Below are 17,341 nucleotides of genomic sequence, written 5' to 3'. Positions count from 1 at the left end.
CCGCTCGACTTGCATGTATTAGGCACGCCGCCAGCGTTCGTCCTGAGCCAGGATCAAACTCTCCAATAAAGAGTAAGATTAGCTCATTGCTAAACTCTAGCTTTTGTATTACTTGTTTCGTTCTTTAAGAACGATTATTGTTGACGTTTATTGTTCAGTTTTCAAAGAGCAATTAGTTTTTATGGAGCGGGTGATGGGAATCGAACCCACGACATCAGCTTGGAAGGCTGAGGTTTTACCATTAAACTACACCCGCATATTATATTGTTCAACTTGATGATAATGGTCGGGAAGACAGGATTCGAACCTGCGACCCCTTGGTCCCAAACCAAGTGCTCTACCAAGCTGAGCTACTTCCCGCAAATATGGCGCGCCCGAAAGGAGTCGAACCCATAACCTTCTGATCCGTAGTCAGACGCTCTATCCAATTGAGCTACGGGCGCATATTTCCGAAAGAAAGCGACTTAATAATCATACAATATCTTTTGTTGGTTGTCAATACTTTTTTTGATGCGGCCGAGAGGACTTGAACCTCCACGGGGTTGCCCCCACTAGGCCCTCAACCTAGCGCGTCTGCCATTCCGCCACGACCGCACTATCAAGAGAATTCCATTGTATTATTCATTATAACTTTTTTCGTTTAATCTAAATGGTGCGGGTGAAGGGAGTCGAACCCCCACGCCTTGCGGCGCTAGATCCTAAGTCTAGTGCGTCTGCCAATTCCGCCACACCCGCATTTATATCAATATATAATCTCACAATCAAAATGGTGAGCCATGAAGGATTCGAACCTTCGACCCTCTGATTAAAAGTCAGATGCTCTACCGACTGAGCTAATGGCTCCTGGCTGGGCTAGCTGGATTCGAACCAACGAGTGACGGAGTCAAAGTCCGTTGCCTTACCGCTTGGCTATAGCCCAAAACAAAAATGTAAATAATGGCGGTCCGGACGGGACTCGAACCCGCGACCTCCTGCGTGACAGGCAGGCATTCTAACCAACTGAACTACCGGACCATATTTTTTCTAAAAACTAAAGTGACCCATACGGGATTCGAACCCGTGTTACCGCCGTGAAAGGGCGGTGTCTTAACCGCTTGACCAATGGGCCATATTTCTTAAAAGTTACTGGCGGAGAAGGAGGGATTTGAACCCTCGCGCCGCTCACGCGACCTACACCCTTAGCAGGGGCGCCTCTTCAGCCTCTTGAGTACTTCCCCAAAAATGGCTCCGCAGGTAGGACTCGAACCTACGACCGTTCGGTTAACAGCCGAATGCTCTACCACTGAGCTACTGCGGAATATTAAGATTAACCTTCGACACGAACCAAGTTAACATACTTCTAGACAACCTGTGCTCTCTTGTCGACTCTTCATATTATAGGGACTAATAAACAATAAGTCAAGCGCCTTTCTATTTTTTTTAAAAAGATTTTAGTTGAACAAAAATAATAAAGTAAAACCCCTATATAACAACACTTCTGATTTCTTCCAGTTCCAGCTTTCCTCTGCATTTTCCACAAACATACTTAGTAGTATTCATTCTTTTTCTTCTCGTATACCTTTGTTTACATCCCAAACATTTATAAATAATAATCTTCTTTTTTTGTTCCTTTTTCTGTTGCATAGGTAATGAAGAACAAAACCTCGGTCCGCCAACCATTTTTAAAAGATTCTTAAAATCAGCATCTTTATGCTGATACCCTCTATTGAGCAGATGAAGATGATAATGACATAACTCATGTTTGATAATACCTATTAACTCATCCTTTCCTAGAGCATCATAATAGGTTTTATTAATTTCTATATTATGAGTGTGTAATAAATACCTTCCTCCTGTAGTACGAAGTCTTCGGTTAAAGCTAGCTTTATGCTTAAAAGCTCTTTGAAAATACTGCAATGAAATTGTTTCAACCAAAACTTGTAGCTCTTCATTAGTCAATTTAATCCCTCCTCAACAAGACAAACCCTATTAGCATATAATAGAAGTAAATACATTTCACCTAACAATTCAATGGGAGTAATGAAATTAAAAGGAACACATAAATACAACTAAAAATAAAAATCCATTTATTACTTTTTCTTTTCTATAGAATTTCCGAAGCACTGAAAACAATTTTAATTGGTCTTCATACGCACGTACAAATAGTAATACTTTTTTTCCGTTCCCTCTACAATTTCCCTACCGAGTTAGAAGCTACTTTAAGCAACCATTACTAAATCATTTTAAAGGATAGGGAGTGAAATTATATGCCTAATTGGCTGCAAAATCAAATAAAAAAAGCCTTTTATGAGAAAAATACCACTCAAGTAAAATTATTAAATCAATGCTGGTATTACTATCTTCGCAAGAACCTTTCTTAATTAAACCATTAACGAATGAAAAAAAACTCATTCATTAGCGACAAAGCCACCAACTTGAATGAGTTTTCCCTAATTCTTATTCAGCAGCTTGTGGACTAAGCATGGTTAATGCAACTCTTCCTTTACCATGATCAACACTATCTACCCAAACAGTAACCACATCTCCTACGCTAACAATATCTAGCGGATGTTTAACAAATTTATTACTCAATTTAGAGATATGAACTAACCCATCTTGTTTAACACCAATATCTACAAAGGCTCCGAAATCTACAACATTTCTTACTGTTCCTTGTAGTTCCATCCCCGTTTGAAGATCTTCTAGTTTTAATACATCTGTTCGAAGTAAAGGAGCTGCTAGGTCTTCTCTTGGATCTCTTGAAGGGCGTACCAAAGCATCGATGATATCTTTTAATGTCAATTCACCAATAGTAAGTTCGTTAGCTATTTCTTTTACTTCTACCTTCCCGAGTGCTTCTCTCAGTTCTAGAGTTCCGATATTCCCACTATTAAATCCTATCTTTTTGAGTAATTTATTTACTTCTGCATAGTTTTCCGGATGAATGCCTGTTCGATCTAAAGGTTCCTCTCCATCTAATATTCGAAGAAACCCAATTGCTTGCTCATAAGTTTTTGCACCTAAACGAGGAATTTTTTTCAATTGCTTGCGATTCTCGAATTTCCCCTCTTCTTCTCTTTTCTTCACAATATTATTAGCGACAGCTTTCGAAAGACCTGCCACATATTGTAAGAGAGAAGAAGATGCTGTATTAACATTCACACCTACTTGGTTAACAGCTGTTTCTACTACAAAGGTTAGTGATTCTGATAATTTCTTTTGAGAAACATCGTGTTGATATTGTCCTACCCCTACTGATTTAGGATCAATCTTTACTAATTCTGCAAGTGGATCTTGTAGCCTTCTTGCAATAGAAACCGCACTTCTCTCTTCTACTTGATAATTTGGAAACTCTTCTCTAGCTATTTCAGAGGCCGAATAAACACTAGCACCTGCTTCATTAACAATGAGATAATAAATTTGGCCAGTCTGCCTTTTAAGCATGTCTGCAACAAATTGTTCCGTCTCTCTAGATGCTGTTCCATTTCCGATTGCTACCATTTCTATTTTATGCCTATTAAGGATATCTTGAAACTTCGCTTCTGCCTCTTTTGTTTTATTAACAGGAGGATGGGGATAAATAACACCAATTTCAAGGACCTTCCCCGTTTCATCCACTACAGCTAATTTACATCCTGTACGGTAGGCAGGGTCAACACCCAAGACCATTCTCCCCTTCAATGGTGGTTGCAGTAATAGGTTCCTAAGATTCTCGGAGAAAATATGTATTGCTTGCCCCTCTGCTTTTTCCGTTAGTTCATTTCGTATTTCCCTCTCTATTGATGGCTGAATTAATCGTTTATATCCATCTTCAATAGCCACTTTGATAACCGGAGCTGAAGCAGCTTCCTTATTTAAAATCCACTTGTTCTCAAGATATTCTGTAATATAGTCGACAGGAGCTTCCATGCTTACCTTTAGCACTTCATCCTTTTCGCCTCTATTCATTGCTAATGTGCGGTGTGGAACAATCTTACTAATAGGTTCCTCATATTCGTAATACATTTCATATATGTTCTTTTCATCTTTCTCTTCGCTTTTAGCAGTCGTTCGTATTTTTCCTGTACTAGTTGTTTTCGTTCTAATCCATTTTCTACTTTCTGCATCATCAGAAATTCTTTCCGCTAATATATCCTGTGCTCCAGTGATTACTTCTTCTACAGTTAATACTTCTTTTTCCTCTGATAGGTATTTCTTCGCTTCTTCCTCAACCGTTATGTCATTTGAGAAAGTGAGTAACCAATCAGCAAAAGGCTCGAGTCCTTTTTCTTTCGCAACAGTAGCTTTTGTTCTTCTTTTTTGCTTGTATGGTCGATATAGATCTTCTACTTCTTGAAGCTTATTAGATTTCATTACGTTAGCTTGCAATTCAGCTGTCAGCTTGCCCTGTTCTTCTATCAGACGAATAACTTCTTCTTTTCGCTGATTTAGATTCTGTATGTATTGATAACGATCCATGATATCCTTTATTTGGACTTCATCTAGTGCTCCAGTTTGTTCTTTTCGATATCTGGCAATAAAAGGAACTGTATTCCCATCGTCTAATAAAGAAATAACACTCTTTACCTGTTTTGCTGTAACACTTTGCTCTTTAGCTATCAGCATGAAGTAGTCCTGTTGTTTTTCCATTACATTTTCCATTCCTTCACCATTCCTTTTTCTCCAGAATCCTACTTTATTTCCATCTTCCCTTTTTTTGTTTCTTCTTATCTTGTAAACGAAGTACTAACTTCTATCATTAATGCCTGTACATATAGTTTTTCCACTTTTACTAGCTGGAAGAAGTAAATATTTCTTCTATTTTATCATTTTATCAAATTATAGAAAAAAAGCATAAAAAGAAAAAGCTTACTTCTTAGAGCAAGCTTCCTAGAATAAAGGTCGAATCATCGTCCACATTATGGTATTTACCTATTATCTTATCTGCTATAGTATCTATGGGCAAATAACCTTTTAGTAAATTTTTAATTCCTTGTATATTAAACCCATCAGAGAAAACAAGAAATTTGGCATTTTCTTCGTATGAAAAAGTTTGTGTATGATATTGTTGTGGTCTGCCAGATAAATAACCTGTTACAGGTAAAGGATATGTGAGCTTACCAGAAGGAGAATAAAGAAAAAATCGAATATTACCTACACAGCTATATTCAAATGTCTGAGAAGAGTAATCTATCTTAAAGACGCACACTGCAGCACCGCGCTTTTTAATTAAAATCTGATTAGATAGCTCCATTAGCTCTTCTACAGATTGGGTATGATTTTCTTTTATAACTTCTGCAACCGCATTAGATGCTTCATACGCATATTCACCGCTGCCCAATCCATCAGCTAACATACAAAGAAAGTAGTCCTCTGTAGAAATGTAATAAAAACTATCTCCACACATCTCTTTCCCTTTTTTAGACGTTTGATAAGAAAGGACGTGTACCTTATGATCTTGTAATTCCATCATAGTATATACTCCGAATTACTCGACTCCGCTTGAATAGCTTCTTGGAGCTTTTTAATGGCTCTTCTCTGGAGCCTAGATACATGCATTTGGGAGATGCCAAGTTTTTCTCCAGTATCTTTCTGGCTAAGATTATCCAAGTATGTAAGTTGAATAATACTTTTCTCTCGCTCAGACAATACATGCAGTACCTTTTCAAGTACTAATTTCCGATTTACTTTCTCGAAGCCCTGGTCAACATCTCCTACTATATCAAGAAGTGTAACCGTGCCACCTTCAGAGTCAGCTTCTATAGAGTGATCTACAGATAATGCTTGATAGCTTCTTCCCATCTCCATAGCCTCTAATACTTCCTCTTCAGAGACTTCTAGATAATCCGCAATTTCATTTACTTTAGGGGAGCGTTGTAAATCTGTAGTAAGCTCTTCTACTGTTTTCTTTATCTTTGGACCAAGTTCTTTTATTCGTCTAGGAACATGAACACTCCAAGTTTTATCTCTTAAAAACCTCTTTATTTCTCCAATGACCGTTGGTACAGCAAAAGCTTCAAAGCTCTTGCCAAAGCTTTCATCATAGCGATGAATAGCACCTATTAACCCGATAATTCCAACTTGGCTAATATCTTCGTGAAACATTCTTCCTTTAGAGTATTTTCTCGCTAATGTTTCTACTAGATCACGATAATTTAACACAAGCTTTTCTTGTGCTTTTGCATCTTGCGAGTGTTGAAACTCTCTAATAAGTTCGTTTACTTCCTCTTTTGTTAAATGGCGCTTAGGTTGAGATTGTTTCTGCATCCCTCTCCACCTGCTCTCCTTCGAGGTACTTAGTCATAAATACAGTTACCCCGTTATTATGATGAATTTTCACTTCATCCATTAAAGTCTCGATTAAATACAGGCCAAGTCCTCCTTCGCGAAGAAATTCCACGGATTCATCCTGTTCATAAGGCCCCAAATCTTTTGTAGTAGAGTGAAAATCAAAGCTTTTTCCATTGTCTGCCACAATTACTTCTAGACGGTCATTGTATAGGCGAAACCCAATTAAGACTTCTCCTGCTTCTTTGTTTTTATAAGCGTGTTGGACAGCATTTGTACATGCCTCACTAGTAGCAATTTTTAAATCCTCAATTTCGTCATAACTAAAGCCCATTCTGCTAGCAATTCCCGATAAGGTTAATCGAATGATTCCAACGTATTCTGGCTTCGAAGGGATTTTCATTTCGATATACTCAAAATGACTCATTGTATGCCCCCTTCTATCTTGCTGTTTATATCAATAATATCTGCTAAACCAGTTATCTCAAATAATCGAATTAAACGACTAGATAAGCCTACTAATTTAAATTCTCCATTATTCGAACGCACATTCTTAAAGAGTCCTACAAATACCCCAAGACCTGTACTATCCATATAATTCACTTCAGAAAGATCAATAACCATTACGATACCTTCCTTTTCCGAATAAGAAAAAATTCTCTCTCTTAATTTCGGAGCTGTATATGCATCAATTTCACCAGTAATCTTAACTTCTACATTCATATCTTGTTCTTTAACATCTATAATAATATTCATCTCGACCCACCTTTAACATTTTTACGTTTTTGTTTAATACCCGCTATGTAAATATATTAAACTTCTCTTTTAAAAATAATTAAAGTAAAATCATCACGCAAATGAAAATCTTGAATTTTCTCTAGTTCTTTATATACTTGTTGAACAATACCTTGAGCATTTAAATGCATATGCTTTCTTATGTACCCAAGCAATACTTCCTTATCAAGAAATCCCTCTTCTGTTCTACATTCTGTTACGCCATCAGACATGAGAATAATCATATCACCAACAAAAATTTCTTTTTCGAATTGCTGATACTTTGCTTTTTTATCTACCCCAAGCAATAGTCCTTTTGTTTTCAGCTCACTGAATTCAGATGTTTTCGCTTCATAATATAAACCAGGCTCATGACCTGCAGATGCATAGTGAAATGTATGTGTAAGGATATCGTAAGCACCATAAAACATGGTAATAAACATACTTGGATCTACATTCTGCTCTACTACTCTATTTAAGTTTTCTAGAACATTACTTGGCATATTTCGATTTTCAGGCAGACTATCCATCGCATATTTTATCATGGACATACACATTGCCGCTGGAATTCCTTTCCCAATAACATCCGCAATGGCAATATTAATGAATTGATTATCATCATGAACAAAATGGTAATAATCACCATTCATCATTTTGGCAGGTACACTAATAGCTCCAATATCTAAACCTTCAGCAGAAGGTATTTCTGTACTCAATAGAGTCTGCTGTACATTTGCAGCAATCTCCATTTCACTTCTTAATTCTTCCTGAACATGGCGTAAACTTTGATGTTCTCTGTATGCAAATCCATAGCCAATCATTACTTCTAGTAGGATATCAAAGGATTTTGAAACATAATCGGGCATTTCAGGATAAAGCTCCATCATAATTGATTTATGTAAGCTAACGATGTCTTCTGGTGATATCTTTTGTTCAATTGATTTTCTACTAAACTTTTGCCCCTGATACAGTGCTTGTTCAGATTCATCTTTTATAAAATTCACAAGAAGATCTCGATACTTAGATTCCATGACTTCTCTGAAATCCATTATCTTCCCTCCTATCTAAGCCATTTTACTGCTTGTATGTCTGTTCCTTCTCCAAGAGTAGTTTTAATATCAAATTCATCCATCAATCTTTTCACACCTGGTAAACCTGCACCAAGACCTCCTGAAGTAGAAAAACCGTCTTGCATCACTTGTCTAATGTCTTTTATTCCCGGTCCACTATCAACTGCAATAAGCTTTAAGCCTGATTTTCCATTTTCATATAGTTTTTCAATACATATTTGTCCCTGTCCAGCATACAAGTATATATTTCTTGCCAATTCACTAATAGCAGTTGTAATTCGTGCTTGATCCACAGTGCCAAAGCCAAGTTCCTTGGCAATATTTCGGCCTAATTGTCTTGCTGCAACTATATCCCATTCATTAATGATTTTTACACAGGATTGGTCTCCCATTGGTCAGTCCTCCAATTCCTGTTGTAATTTCTCCAAACCCTTTTCTAGATCTAAGGCAGTTAACACATCGTTTAAACTAATACCTAGCTCTACTAAGGTAATAGCGACCGCAGGCTGAATCCCTGTTAGCACTACCTTGGCCCCCATCAACTTTGACATTCCGATAACATCGCCTAACACTTTAGCTATAAACGAATCAATAAAATCAATAGAAGTTAGATCAATAACTACTCCACTCGCACTTGTTTCATGTATTTTATTAAGTAAATCCTCTTGAAACTGGAGTGCCGTTTGATCATCTAGTTCCCATTGGATAGAGACTAGCAAATAGTCATACAATTTTAGAATTGGTATTCTTATTCTATTCACCGAAAAACAACCAACTTTCTTCCATAAATTCTTGAATTATAGTTCCCTTTTTTATTTCGTTTATATAAGTTCCTGTTTATAAAATATATCTTTCTTTTATTTTATCACATTAAGAGCAACTTTTTATTTTTCTCATCTGATTATAGATAACTTTTTTCCACAACTTCTTTATAGAATATAACTTTTTCTATTTACCCCTTTTAAAAGATTGTAAACCTATTCTTTAAAATTTTTGAGCATAGAAAAAAAGCCCCCGTTATTCTTATAAACAGGGGACAAACTCTTCGAATATACCTAAAAAAAAAGCGCTACATATGAGCGCATAATGTTTAATTAAAATTCAATAAGACCTAAACTAATTTGTAGAGCTTCATCGACTTTTTCCATCATTTCTTCATCGAGATGAGTAATTTTGTCCGTTAGCCTTTGTTTATCGATTGTACGAATTTGTTCCAAAAGAATTACTGAATCTCTTTCAAAACCATATCGTTTCGCATCAATTTCCACATGTGTAGGCAATTTAGCTTTTTGAATTTGAGCTGTAATTGCTGCAATAATAACTGTGGGACTGAACCGATTCCCGATGTCGTTTTGAATGACAAGTACAGGACGGACACCGCCTTGCTCTGAGCCAACAACTGGGGATAGGTCTGCAAAATAAACGTCACCACGTTTAACAATCAAAGGGTTACCCTCCGCTTACTAGACGTTCTACTGTATGCTCAGCTTCATATTCTGCAAGAAAACTTTCCGATGCAATGGATAAATTTAATTTAGCCATTTCCATGTATCCTCTTCTCATCGATTCGCGGATATGTCTCTTTTTCCGTTCACGAAGATACATTTTTGTTGCCTGATAGATAAACTCACTGCGGTTCACATTCTCTTGTTTCACGAAGCCGTCCAATTCAGTTAACAAATGCTTTGGTAATTTTATCATGATCTCTGTCGTTGCGCTGGATTCAGACACAAACATACACCTCCACCATCACTACACACCATATTTAGCTCTGCTTTTTTTAATCATACCATTAATAATACTTTCTGCAAAGTCCATTCAGCAATTCTACTGTATTATCCGCCAAAATTTGTCTCTTTTATGCATGTAAAACAGAAAATATTCCAAGTTTCAACATTTTCACAATGCAACTGTAACCAAATGATCCGGTTTTCTCCTATCACCCTATGATGCAATCATAATCCATAATTAATTTATTCCAATAAAACCAAATCAATACCTTTTTATTTTTTTCTCGTAAAAAATATTTAGTCCAATAAAGGATTTACCACATTCATATATTCTCCATCTTCCAGGTAGACGCGAGGAACTCTTGATGAAATCATACAAGTGATTTCGTAATTTATCGTTTCTAGTTTAGTGGCAACTTCGTTTACTGATATGCTTTGGTGTTTTTGAGAACCAATAAGTGTTACCTTTGTACCCGTCTTCATCTCATACGGTAGTCTTACCATGCATTGATCCATACATATTCGACCTACAATCGGAACTCTCATTCCATCTACTAGCACCTCAATCCCTTGAAGCTTTCTCAACCAGCCATCTGCATATCCTATAGGTAAAGTAGCGATCCATTGTTCTTCCTCTGCTTCATAGGTTGCACCATAGCTTACTTTATCTCCCTTATGCAGTTTTTTCACTTGTACTATTTTGGAGCGAAGAGAAAATGCTTCTTTTAATGGATAAGGTAAATCGTTTTCAATTTCAAGTGAAGGAGTTAATCCGTACATGGAGATTCCCATGCGCACAGCATTATATTGCAGCTCTGGATGAAGTAGACTTGCTGCACTATTACTGCAATGAATTATTTCAGGTAGTTGGGAGAAGCCATTCAGTAGCTCTCTAAAACGAGCTATTTGTTTATCTAAGTATGTCGTGTCCTTCTCGTCAGCTGTAGCAAAATGGGTGAACACTCCCTCCACCTTAATACGACTCTGAGCACATAATAAATCTTCTATCTTGCGTATATCCTCTTTTGTCCGAAATCCTATTCTTCCCATCCCAGTATCCAGTTTTAAATGGATAGGCAAATAAGTATTGTCCTCTAATATACATAGAGCTTCCTCAAGCCACTCTACCTGAAATACAGTTAAAGTTATCTTATATTCACAAGCAACTTTAACATCCCTAGCCCTAGATGCTCCTAATACAAGGATGGGCGCTTTTACCCCCTTTTCCCGAAGAGAAATTGCCTCGTCTAAAAAAGCTACTGCTAGGCTATCAGCACCTGCATTTAACGCAGTCTTTGCAACTTGCAAGGAGCCATGTCCATAGGCATTTGCTTTTACTACAGCTATTAGTTTATTTTTCTCATGAAGTCTGTTTCTTAAATGACTGATATTATATTTTATAGCGTCTAGATTTACTTCAACCCATGTATCACGATAAAAGGTATTTCTCACTACTCACACTTCCTTATATGTAAAAAGCTTCTGTATTTGTTGCGAATCATCTTCTAAATAGTTCATTTTACTCTTAGAATAAAAGTAGCATTCTGCTTACTGTGCCTTTTTCTTAATGTAAATTATTCTACTGTTTTCCTTCCTTGTCAATCGCAAACGAAGAGTGTGTTTTTCAAGAAAAAAAAACAGCTCCTAGTTGTAGAAGCTGTTTGTATATTACTATTTAATTGCTTCACCTTGCACTGATTGTGCGACAGTAATTAATTCCTCACGTGTTAAATCACTTGAAGCAATTGTATAATCAACTCCCTCAAATGTCCAGGAAACTTTCGAGTCCGTTAATTCTCCAATTGTAAATCCTAAATCTACAGGGTCTCCTTTACTTACAACCGGGCTTGCTGTTGCTGGAGCTACTTCTGCTTTTTCTTCAATGATTGTGTAGGACTTTCCGCCACCATCATAAGTAAGGATCACTCGATCTCCAGTTTCATTAGAAAGCTTTCTTTCTTCGACTAAGCTAACTCCCTCTAGCGTCTCTTGTGGATACTTCACGCTAAAGTCCTCATCCTTGATTTCTCCCATCACTGGAATAACCATTTTTGCAGCAGTCATACTCTTTTGTAAGTCAAAGTCTTTTTCGTCAAAATCAACATCAAATTTCACATTAGAGAATTTAACCGTTACTAATGCTACTCCATCTGTATCCTTTACTTCTACACTAACAGGTGTTAAATCCTTTTTATTAAATTTAATCACTTGTGTTGGAAGCAATTTGTTGTTTTGATAACGTGTTTTTGTTTCAAATACATAATGCTTATCAGTAGCAGAAAACTTTACATCCTTATCCTCTTCAATATCTTTTACTAAAGACTCATAGAGGTAGGCTTGACTACTATTTTCTGGCCATTCGCTTTGGAACTTAAAGCTTTTGTTTAATGCAGGTGTGATAACAAATACACCCTCACTATTTTTTAAAATCATTTGGCTTTGCTCTTTTTTAGAGTTCTTTAGGTTAACGCGATAAAAGTTTGGGTCCTTATGCCAAGTTTCCACCTCATAGGTTTGTGGCTCTGTTCCCATTTTAAGGGTCATTTCTGCATCTGCCTTATAGCCCTTCGTTTCCACCTTTTCTTTTAAATCTGCTAGAACATCCTCTTTCGACTTCGTTCCACATGCAGATAACAAAAGGATTACCGTCAACCCTACAAATAGCAACCAAATCTTCTTGTTCATCTCTTCAACTCCCTTATTCTCATTTCACGGTAACAGAGAAAAAATTAGGAAAGAATATTCTAATAGATTAGGTTCATACTGCTCATTCTATTAGAGCTTCTGTACTTCCAAACTTGTCTCCCCTATTTCTCTATGAATATATGAGACAAGGTATCGGAATATGCTAACTGGATGAACAAGTATTACTGATTGATTTTTCCAACAGGAATTTATTTAGGCATTAATACTTTCTTCTATTATCACTTGGGCAAGTGCGTATTCTTTGCTATGTGTAATAGATAGATGAACACCTGCATTAATTGGCTTTACGATGATCGGCTTTCCTGATGGCTCCTTTTCAATCTCTATGTCAAGAAAACTTAAGTGTGCACCAATACCAGTTCCATATGCCTTCGAAAAAGCCTCTTTTGCAGCAAACCTCCCTGCCAAGAATTCTGTTTTCCTTTTATTAGAAAGCTGAAAATAAGCTTGTTTCTCTTTCTGAGTTAAAATGCGGTTAATAAATGTCGGCTTTCTCTGAATAAGAGCTTCTATTCTATTCAGCTCTGTTATATCAATCCCAATACCTTTAATCATAGGACAACTCCTTCTATTTCAAAATGTATTAACATATAAATATTGTATCTTTTCATATTGATTGGCTATTATGGTAGTAAGAAGCTATTGGGGAGGTTCGCCATTTTGTTTACACGAAGAGAAAGCTTTAAAGAATATATTCGTTATTATCCTGTGGTTTCCATGATTTTACTCATTCATATCCTTTTGTTTCTAGCAACAAACCTACCTGTTTTTCCAACTAAATCTATTATGGAATACTTAATTGGGGTTAATCTCTATATCACCCAAGGAGAGTGGTGGAGACTAATTACTCCTATATTTATTCATGGCAGTTTTAGCCACCTTTTATTCAACAGCTTTAGTATTTTTCTTTTCGGACCTGGTCTTGAAAGATTAGTGGGTAAATCAAAGTTTCTATTGATTTATTTCATTACTGGTATCGCTGCTAACATCATTACTCTTATATTAGAACCATTAACATATGTCCATTTAGGTTCTAGTGGTGCTATCTTTGGTTTATTCGGCTATTATATTAGTATGGTTGTTTTCCGAAAAGATATGATTTCACAAAGTAATGCACAAATCATCATGACTATTGCAGCACTCAGTTTAATTATGACATTTCTGCAACCAAATATAAATATTGTTGCCCATATCTTTGGTTTCCTAGCCGGTCTTGTATTTGGAACCCTAACCGAATCAAAAGGCAAAAGCATTTTATCCAGTTATAAAGCCGAATGGTATGAGATTAAAAGAAACTTCCGTTCATCAAGAAAGCCCCCAGCAAGAAGCATTATCATATTATTAGTCATTGCTGTCCTAGCTGCAATTGGACTTTTCAGCTAAATAATACAAAATGAAGCTAGTTCCTCAGTTGAAAAGGGAACTAGCTTCATTTTATAGCCAAACTCTAAAATAAAGGTTACTAAGTTTGTATTAAAGTTATTTAATCAGACTTATGAATCGAGGGCTGATTTCCATTACAGGGGATCGCGTTGAGCCGCGGTCTGACTTTAGCCTGCTGGGTCTCAGCTGTCTCGCAGATCCCACAGTCTCACCCCTGGAACGTAGATGAGCTGCATAAAAATGCTTAGTAATCTACCTAAATCACTTTTGTCAACTAGCTTTCTTCATTTAATAGAATACCATTCATATATCCGTTGAACATCCTTTAATTCAAGTTCTTTCACGGCTCCTGAGGCTCCACCAATACCAGATGCTACCTCTCCATAAATAGATCCTAAATTACCCTTCCTTTGCCATGGCCCTTCTGAAGAGTACAGTGATTGAATTCGATTTCTTCTCATGAGAAGAGTTGTCTTATCTATTAATCGAAAAACCAAGGTTAGTTGCTTCACCGATAAATGATATCCTGCCGTTCGAAACTTTATATACCCCCATAATGGTAAAAGAATAAATAATAATAAAGACAACAAGCCCCATCCATGAAAAAAATAAATAAGTAATGCTGAAATAGGTATTGCTAACCAACTGTCTTTCACTATATATCTCCATAATGCTCTCTTAGGCGGAGGTGTCATAGTATCATACAATTCATAATCTGGCATGATTCTTTGACATATATCCCTTAATACGCTCTTTCTTGCGAGCGGAATGGCTACAACAGTTGCTGCTTCCATATCCGTTAAAGAGCCACCTGCACTAATGAAAGAAAGACTTGCCAATTTAAAAGGCTGTCTAAGAACACTTTCTGTAATCTTCACCGCTTGTATCCGTTCAATTGGAATCGTAATTTGCTTCTTTTCTAGTAGCCCTCTTGTAATCAAAATATCTTCATCTGTTCGACTTAGTGTAAAGTTTGCATATTTGAGCAAGGTAATCAGTAACGAACAAGCCCACAGTAATAAAAGAATTAAGAACACAACTAACGAAATGATTGCTATACCATTACTTACAAATGCGCGAAGATGAGAGAAGATTAATTTGTAAGGAATAAACTCCTCAAATTGAGAAGCAAATGCAATGCCAGCAGAAATGATAACACCTATTCCTCCAGAAGTAGCGGCTAGTGCTAATAACTGCTTAGTTGATATTTGATAGATTACTTCCTTTTCTTTATCCTTTTGTAAATCCTCTTCCTCTTCAATTGTAAGATTCTTATTAGATGCTATGTACTCTTTTAACTCCCTTGCCTGCACTTGGGATATAGCTGAAAATTCAGCCTCCGATTCCCCAGCTCCTCCTGCTGTTTCTATTTTCACCTTCACTAAACGAAATGGTCTATGTAATATCCCTTCTGTAAAATCCATGCTCTGAATTCTTTCGAATGGAATATAACGTTTTTTCTTCACAAAAACACCATGTTCTATCCTTAATTCTCTATCTTTCACATAATAAGAGAAATAATACCATGAGAGAAGCCCACCTAGAATAAGTGCTAGAAGAATAATACTTACTATTAAATAGGTAAACCACTCCCATTGGGTTGGATTTCCTCCGACTAATATTATCCCTATAAAAGGGAAAATAAGTTCCTTTAAGCTTTTTAATACATTATAAAAAATGGAGATAGGATGGAGTCTGCTTTTCTCATACATCCTCTTTCGCCACCTTTGCCTTATTAGAAATAAAATGGCGCATTTCAGTTGCCTCCTGCATTTCCAAAACAGGTATTTCATGCACAGTAGCTGCTGTAGAAACAGATATTGTTGCTAATTCATATTTACGGAGAAATGGACCTTGCTTCAAATCCACATGTTGAACTCTTATCATGGGAATAAGTGTTTTTTTAACAATGACAACTCCTTGTTGGATCTCAATTTCATCTTCTCTCACTTCATATCTCCATCTTAACCATTTTAATTTCGGTAGAAGTATAATCACTAAATAGCTATAAATAACTAAAAAAAGAACAGTTACTACTGTGATCCATTTATACCAATCAAAGATGATGGATAAAGTAATGTATCCTCCTCCCATTAAAAACAGAATGATGGATGACACAAGTCCAGTAAGACGCCAAACTTTAATTCCTCTTTTAGATAGTCTATTTTGCGGCTCTAAAATCAATAGTCCTCCCCCTTTTTCTTATTTCTTCTTCTATTTACGTAGACAAGGGAATTTGGTTTCAACTAATTAAAAAGTAAAGGTAGATTCATCTATAAATTGAATATCTGATTTCTTTTTTAGTTCTCCTACTAATTGAAACAAAGCTTCATCCTTTTTCTTGGCTTCAATCATACAATGCACCTCTGGTATAGACTTATCCACTTTTTTAGCAAAATCATAGAAAACTTCTGGATCTATATAATCAGCATGTGCTCTAGGATCTGCTTCTGATCTTGGACTAGAAATATGCATTTTTAAAGGCAGAGTGGAATGACTCCAACTACCACATATACGCTCCCAGCAATCTTCCCAGTCTGTATTATCATTATTCACCATATGATGATGTAGATCAAAGACACATGGAACTTGTAGCTTTTCACAAAGGTAAAGAGCATCATTCACTGTAAATGTAGTATCATCATTTTCTAATATAATCATCTTCTGAAGTGAAGGTGGAATAAAGCCCCAATTCGTTATAAACTGCTCCATAGCAAGCTCCTTGTCTTCATATGCTCCCCCAACATGCAGCACACATCTATGCTCTGGATCTATTCCCATTCCTTTTAATAACTTCTCATGCATAACTAAGGTTTTCAGAGAATTCTTTAATATATCCGATTGAGAGCTATTTAATATAACAAAGTGATCTGGATGAAAGTCTACTCTCATGGAGTATTTCTTCACCCATTCTCCAATCTCCTTTAAAATGGGCTTTAATGGCTTAATATAGTTCCAGGCCTCCACTTCAGGATGATTGACAAGAGGAATGATTTTTGAACTAAAACGAAAGAAATGTATATCATTAGCAACATTATGCTTTAACAAACGCAAACAGTTTTCCAGATTACTATAAGCAATTCTTTCTAGTCTTCTAATAGCTGCTTCTTTATCGGGTATAGCAGAGAATTGCTTAAAGGTCATTGTTTGAGAAGGCGAGGCATTTTGTAATTCCATACTCATCGCAACATATCCTAATTTAAATAGAGTCATCCAGCATCCTACTTTCTTTTTCTTACTAGTATATGCAAGAAATTAAATGTTAATAGAATTCTTTACCTAAACAAAAAACCTCAACAAAGTACATACTAAAATGTACCCTATAAAGTAGACATTAAAAAAAGTCTACCTGTAGGGTACTTTTTTGTATAATTAAGTAACACAAATAGACAGCTAAAGAATGACAACATGGGATTGGAGAAAGCGATGAGT

At 36.3% G+C, this 17,341-nt stretch carries 19 protein-coding genes, 11 tRNA genes and 1 rRNA gene; 2 read left to right on the top strand and 29 right to left on the bottom strand.

Annotated features, from left to right (window positions below):
• The 13 genes from F9279_RS23855 to F9279_RS23795 form a co-directional block, all read right to left on the bottom strand.
• A 16S ribosomal RNA gene (locus F9279_RS23855) occupies positions 1–69 on the bottom strand; the annotation flags it as partial.
• 113 nt (positions 70–182) lie between these two features.
• Positions 183–256 (bottom strand) — tRNA-Gly (locus F9279_RS23850).
• 27 nt (positions 257–283) lie between these two features.
• Positions 284–360: transfer RNA gene (locus F9279_RS23845), tRNA-Pro, on the bottom strand.
• Between the two features lie 6 nt (positions 361–366).
• Positions 367–443, bottom strand: a tRNA-Arg gene (locus F9279_RS23840).
• A gap of 68 nt (positions 444–511) precedes the next feature.
• Positions 512–594: transfer RNA gene (locus F9279_RS23835), tRNA-Leu, on the bottom strand.
• Between the two features lie 56 nt (positions 595–650).
• Positions 651–735, bottom strand: a tRNA-Leu gene (locus F9279_RS23830).
• A gap of 32 nt (positions 736–767) precedes the next feature.
• Positions 768–843 (bottom strand) — tRNA-Lys (locus F9279_RS23825).
• Between the two features lies 1 nt (position 844).
• A tRNA-Gln gene (locus tag F9279_RS23820) sits at positions 845–919 on the bottom strand.
• An 18-nt stretch (positions 920–937) separates the two neighbouring features.
• A tRNA-Asp gene (locus tag F9279_RS23815) sits at positions 938–1,014 on the bottom strand.
• A 22-nt stretch (positions 1,015–1,036) separates the two neighbouring features.
• A tRNA-Glu gene (locus tag F9279_RS23810) sits at positions 1,037–1,108 on the bottom strand.
• Positions 1,109–1,126: 18 nt separating this feature from the next.
• A tRNA-Ser gene (locus F9279_RS23805) sits at positions 1,127–1,217 on the bottom strand.
• A gap of 5 nt (positions 1,218–1,222) precedes the next feature.
• A tRNA-Asn gene (locus F9279_RS23800) sits at positions 1,223–1,297 on the bottom strand.
• Between the two features lie 164 nt (positions 1,298–1,461).
• Positions 1,462–1,938 carry a SprT family protein gene (locus F9279_RS23795; RefSeq protein ID WP_152116619.1) on the bottom strand — a complete coding sequence of 159 codons (477 nt, stop codon included), beginning with the start codon at positions 1,936–1,938 and terminating at the stop codon, positions 1,462–1,464.
• 308 nt (positions 1,939–2,246) lie between these two features.
• Here F9279_RS23795 and cmpA point away from each other — a divergent pair, with 308 nt between their 5' ends.
• Complete coding sequence (gene cmpA / locus F9279_RS23790; RefSeq protein WP_152116618.1) at positions 2,247–2,360, top strand: cortex morphogenetic protein CmpA; 114 nt, start codon at positions 2,247–2,249, stop codon at positions 2,358–2,360.
• Between the two features lie 76 nt (positions 2,361–2,436).
• On the opposite strand, the gene F9279_RS23785 is transcribed toward cmpA, so the two are convergent.
• The 13 genes from F9279_RS23785 to acpS all read right to left on the bottom strand — a co-directional run bounded on the left by F9279_RS23785 (position 2,437) and on the right by acpS (position 13,081).
• A complete protein-coding gene (locus tag F9279_RS23785; RefSeq protein ID WP_226793885.1) occupies positions 2,437–4,608 on the bottom strand; it encodes a Tex family protein in 2,172 nt (723 codons plus the stop codon).
• Between the two features lie 226 nt (positions 4,609–4,834).
• A complete protein-coding gene (locus F9279_RS23780) occupies positions 4,835–5,431 on the bottom strand; it encodes a PP2C family serine/threonine-protein phosphatase (protein WP_152116616.1) in 597 nt (198 codons plus the stop codon).
• The gene (gene sigB / locus F9279_RS23775) at positions 5,428–6,225 is read right to left on the bottom strand and encodes an RNA polymerase sigma factor SigB (protein ID WP_152116615.1); all 798 of its coding nucleotides are present in this window, start codon (positions 6,223–6,225) and stop codon (positions 5,428–5,430) included. The genes F9279_RS23780 and sigB overlap by 4 nt, the downstream gene beginning before the upstream one ends.
• Complete coding sequence (rsbW, locus tag F9279_RS23770) at positions 6,203–6,673, bottom strand: anti-sigma B factor RsbW (protein WP_152116614.1); 471 nt, start codon at positions 6,671–6,673, stop codon at positions 6,203–6,205. The genes sigB and rsbW overlap by 23 nt, the downstream gene beginning before the upstream one ends.
• Positions 6,670–7,002 (bottom strand): anti-sigma factor antagonist, encoded by a 333-nt coding sequence (locus F9279_RS23765; RefSeq protein WP_152116613.1) that lies wholly within the window; start codon positions 7,000–7,002, stop codon positions 6,670–6,672. Before F9279_RS23765 ends, rsbW begins: the two co-directional genes overlap by 4 nt.
• 56 nt (positions 7,003–7,058) lie before the next feature.
• Positions 7,059–8,069, bottom strand: coding sequence for a PP2C family protein-serine/threonine phosphatase (locus F9279_RS23760; RefSeq protein WP_152116612.1), 1,011 nt, complete (start codon positions 8,067–8,069; stop codon positions 7,059–7,061).
• A gap of 11 nt (positions 8,070–8,080) precedes the next feature.
• Positions 8,081–8,482, bottom strand: a complete 402-nt coding sequence (locus tag F9279_RS23755; protein WP_152116611.1) for an anti-sigma regulatory factor — start codon at positions 8,480–8,482, stop codon at positions 8,081–8,083.
• 3 nt (positions 8,483–8,485) lie between these two features.
• On the bottom strand, positions 8,486–8,842 hold the full coding sequence (locus tag F9279_RS23750) for an STAS domain-containing protein (protein ID WP_031540168.1): 357 nt from the start codon (positions 8,840–8,842) through the stop codon (positions 8,486–8,488).
• A gap of 342 nt (positions 8,843–9,184) precedes the next feature.
• Positions 9,185–9,535: a type II toxin-antitoxin system endoribonuclease NdoA gene (ndoA, locus tag F9279_RS23745; protein ID WP_016201246.1), complete on the bottom strand. Its 351-nt coding sequence runs from the start codon at positions 9,533–9,535 to the stop codon at positions 9,185–9,187.
• A gap of 4 nt (positions 9,536–9,539) precedes the next feature.
• On the bottom strand, positions 9,540–9,821 hold the full coding sequence (locus F9279_RS23740; protein WP_016201247.1) for a CopG family ribbon-helix-helix protein: 282 nt from the start codon (positions 9,819–9,821) through the stop codon (positions 9,540–9,542).
• 296 nt (positions 9,822–10,117) lie between these two features.
• On the bottom strand, positions 10,118–11,272 hold the full coding sequence (gene alr, locus F9279_RS23735; protein WP_152116610.1) for an alanine racemase: 1,155 nt from the start codon (positions 11,270–11,272) through the stop codon (positions 10,118–10,120).
• A gap of 219 nt (positions 11,273–11,491) precedes the next feature.
• A complete protein-coding gene (locus tag F9279_RS23730; protein WP_152116609.1) occupies positions 11,492–12,505 on the bottom strand; it encodes a LolA family protein in 1,014 nt (337 codons plus the stop codon).
• 213 nt (positions 12,506–12,718) lie between these two features.
• On the bottom strand, positions 12,719–13,081 hold the full coding sequence (gene acpS, locus F9279_RS23725; RefSeq protein ID WP_152116608.1) for a holo-ACP synthase: 363 nt from the start codon (positions 13,079–13,081) through the stop codon (positions 12,719–12,721).
• Between the two features lie 105 nt (positions 13,082–13,186).
• Between acpS and F9279_RS23720 the strand changes: the two genes are divergently transcribed.
• Positions 13,187–13,909 (top strand): rhomboid family intramembrane serine protease, encoded by a 723-nt coding sequence (locus F9279_RS23720; RefSeq protein WP_152116607.1) that lies wholly within the window; start codon positions 13,187–13,189, stop codon positions 13,907–13,909.
• Positions 13,910–14,193: 284 nt separating this feature from the next.
• On the opposite strand, the gene F9279_RS23715 is transcribed toward F9279_RS23720, so the two are convergent.
• The 3 genes from F9279_RS23715 to uvsE form a co-directional block, all read right to left on the bottom strand.
• The gene (locus tag F9279_RS23715) at positions 14,194–15,621 is read right to left on the bottom strand and encodes a PH domain-containing protein (protein ID WP_193224698.1); all 1,428 of its coding nucleotides are present in this window, start codon (positions 15,619–15,621) and stop codon (positions 14,194–14,196) included.
• Positions 15,614–16,093 carry a PH domain-containing protein gene (locus F9279_RS23710; RefSeq protein WP_152116605.1) on the bottom strand — a complete coding sequence of 160 codons (480 nt, stop codon included), beginning with the start codon at positions 16,091–16,093 and terminating at the stop codon, positions 15,614–15,616. Before F9279_RS23710 ends, F9279_RS23715 begins: the two co-directional genes overlap by 8 nt.
• A 66-nt stretch (positions 16,094–16,159) precedes the next feature.
• Entirely contained in the window at positions 16,160–17,122 is a 963-nt protein-coding gene (gene uvsE, locus F9279_RS23705; RefSeq protein ID WP_152116604.1) for a UV DNA damage repair endonuclease UvsE, read from the bottom strand.
• Positions 17,123–17,341: the final 219 nt, after the last annotated feature.

Source organism: Bacillus sp. B1-b2, assembly GCF_009183415.1.
GTDB lineage: Bacteria > Bacillota > Bacilli > Bacillales > Cytobacillaceae > Niallia.
Note: the sequence above shows the minus strand (reverse complement) of the source record. Positions and strands in the feature narration are given on the sequence as shown.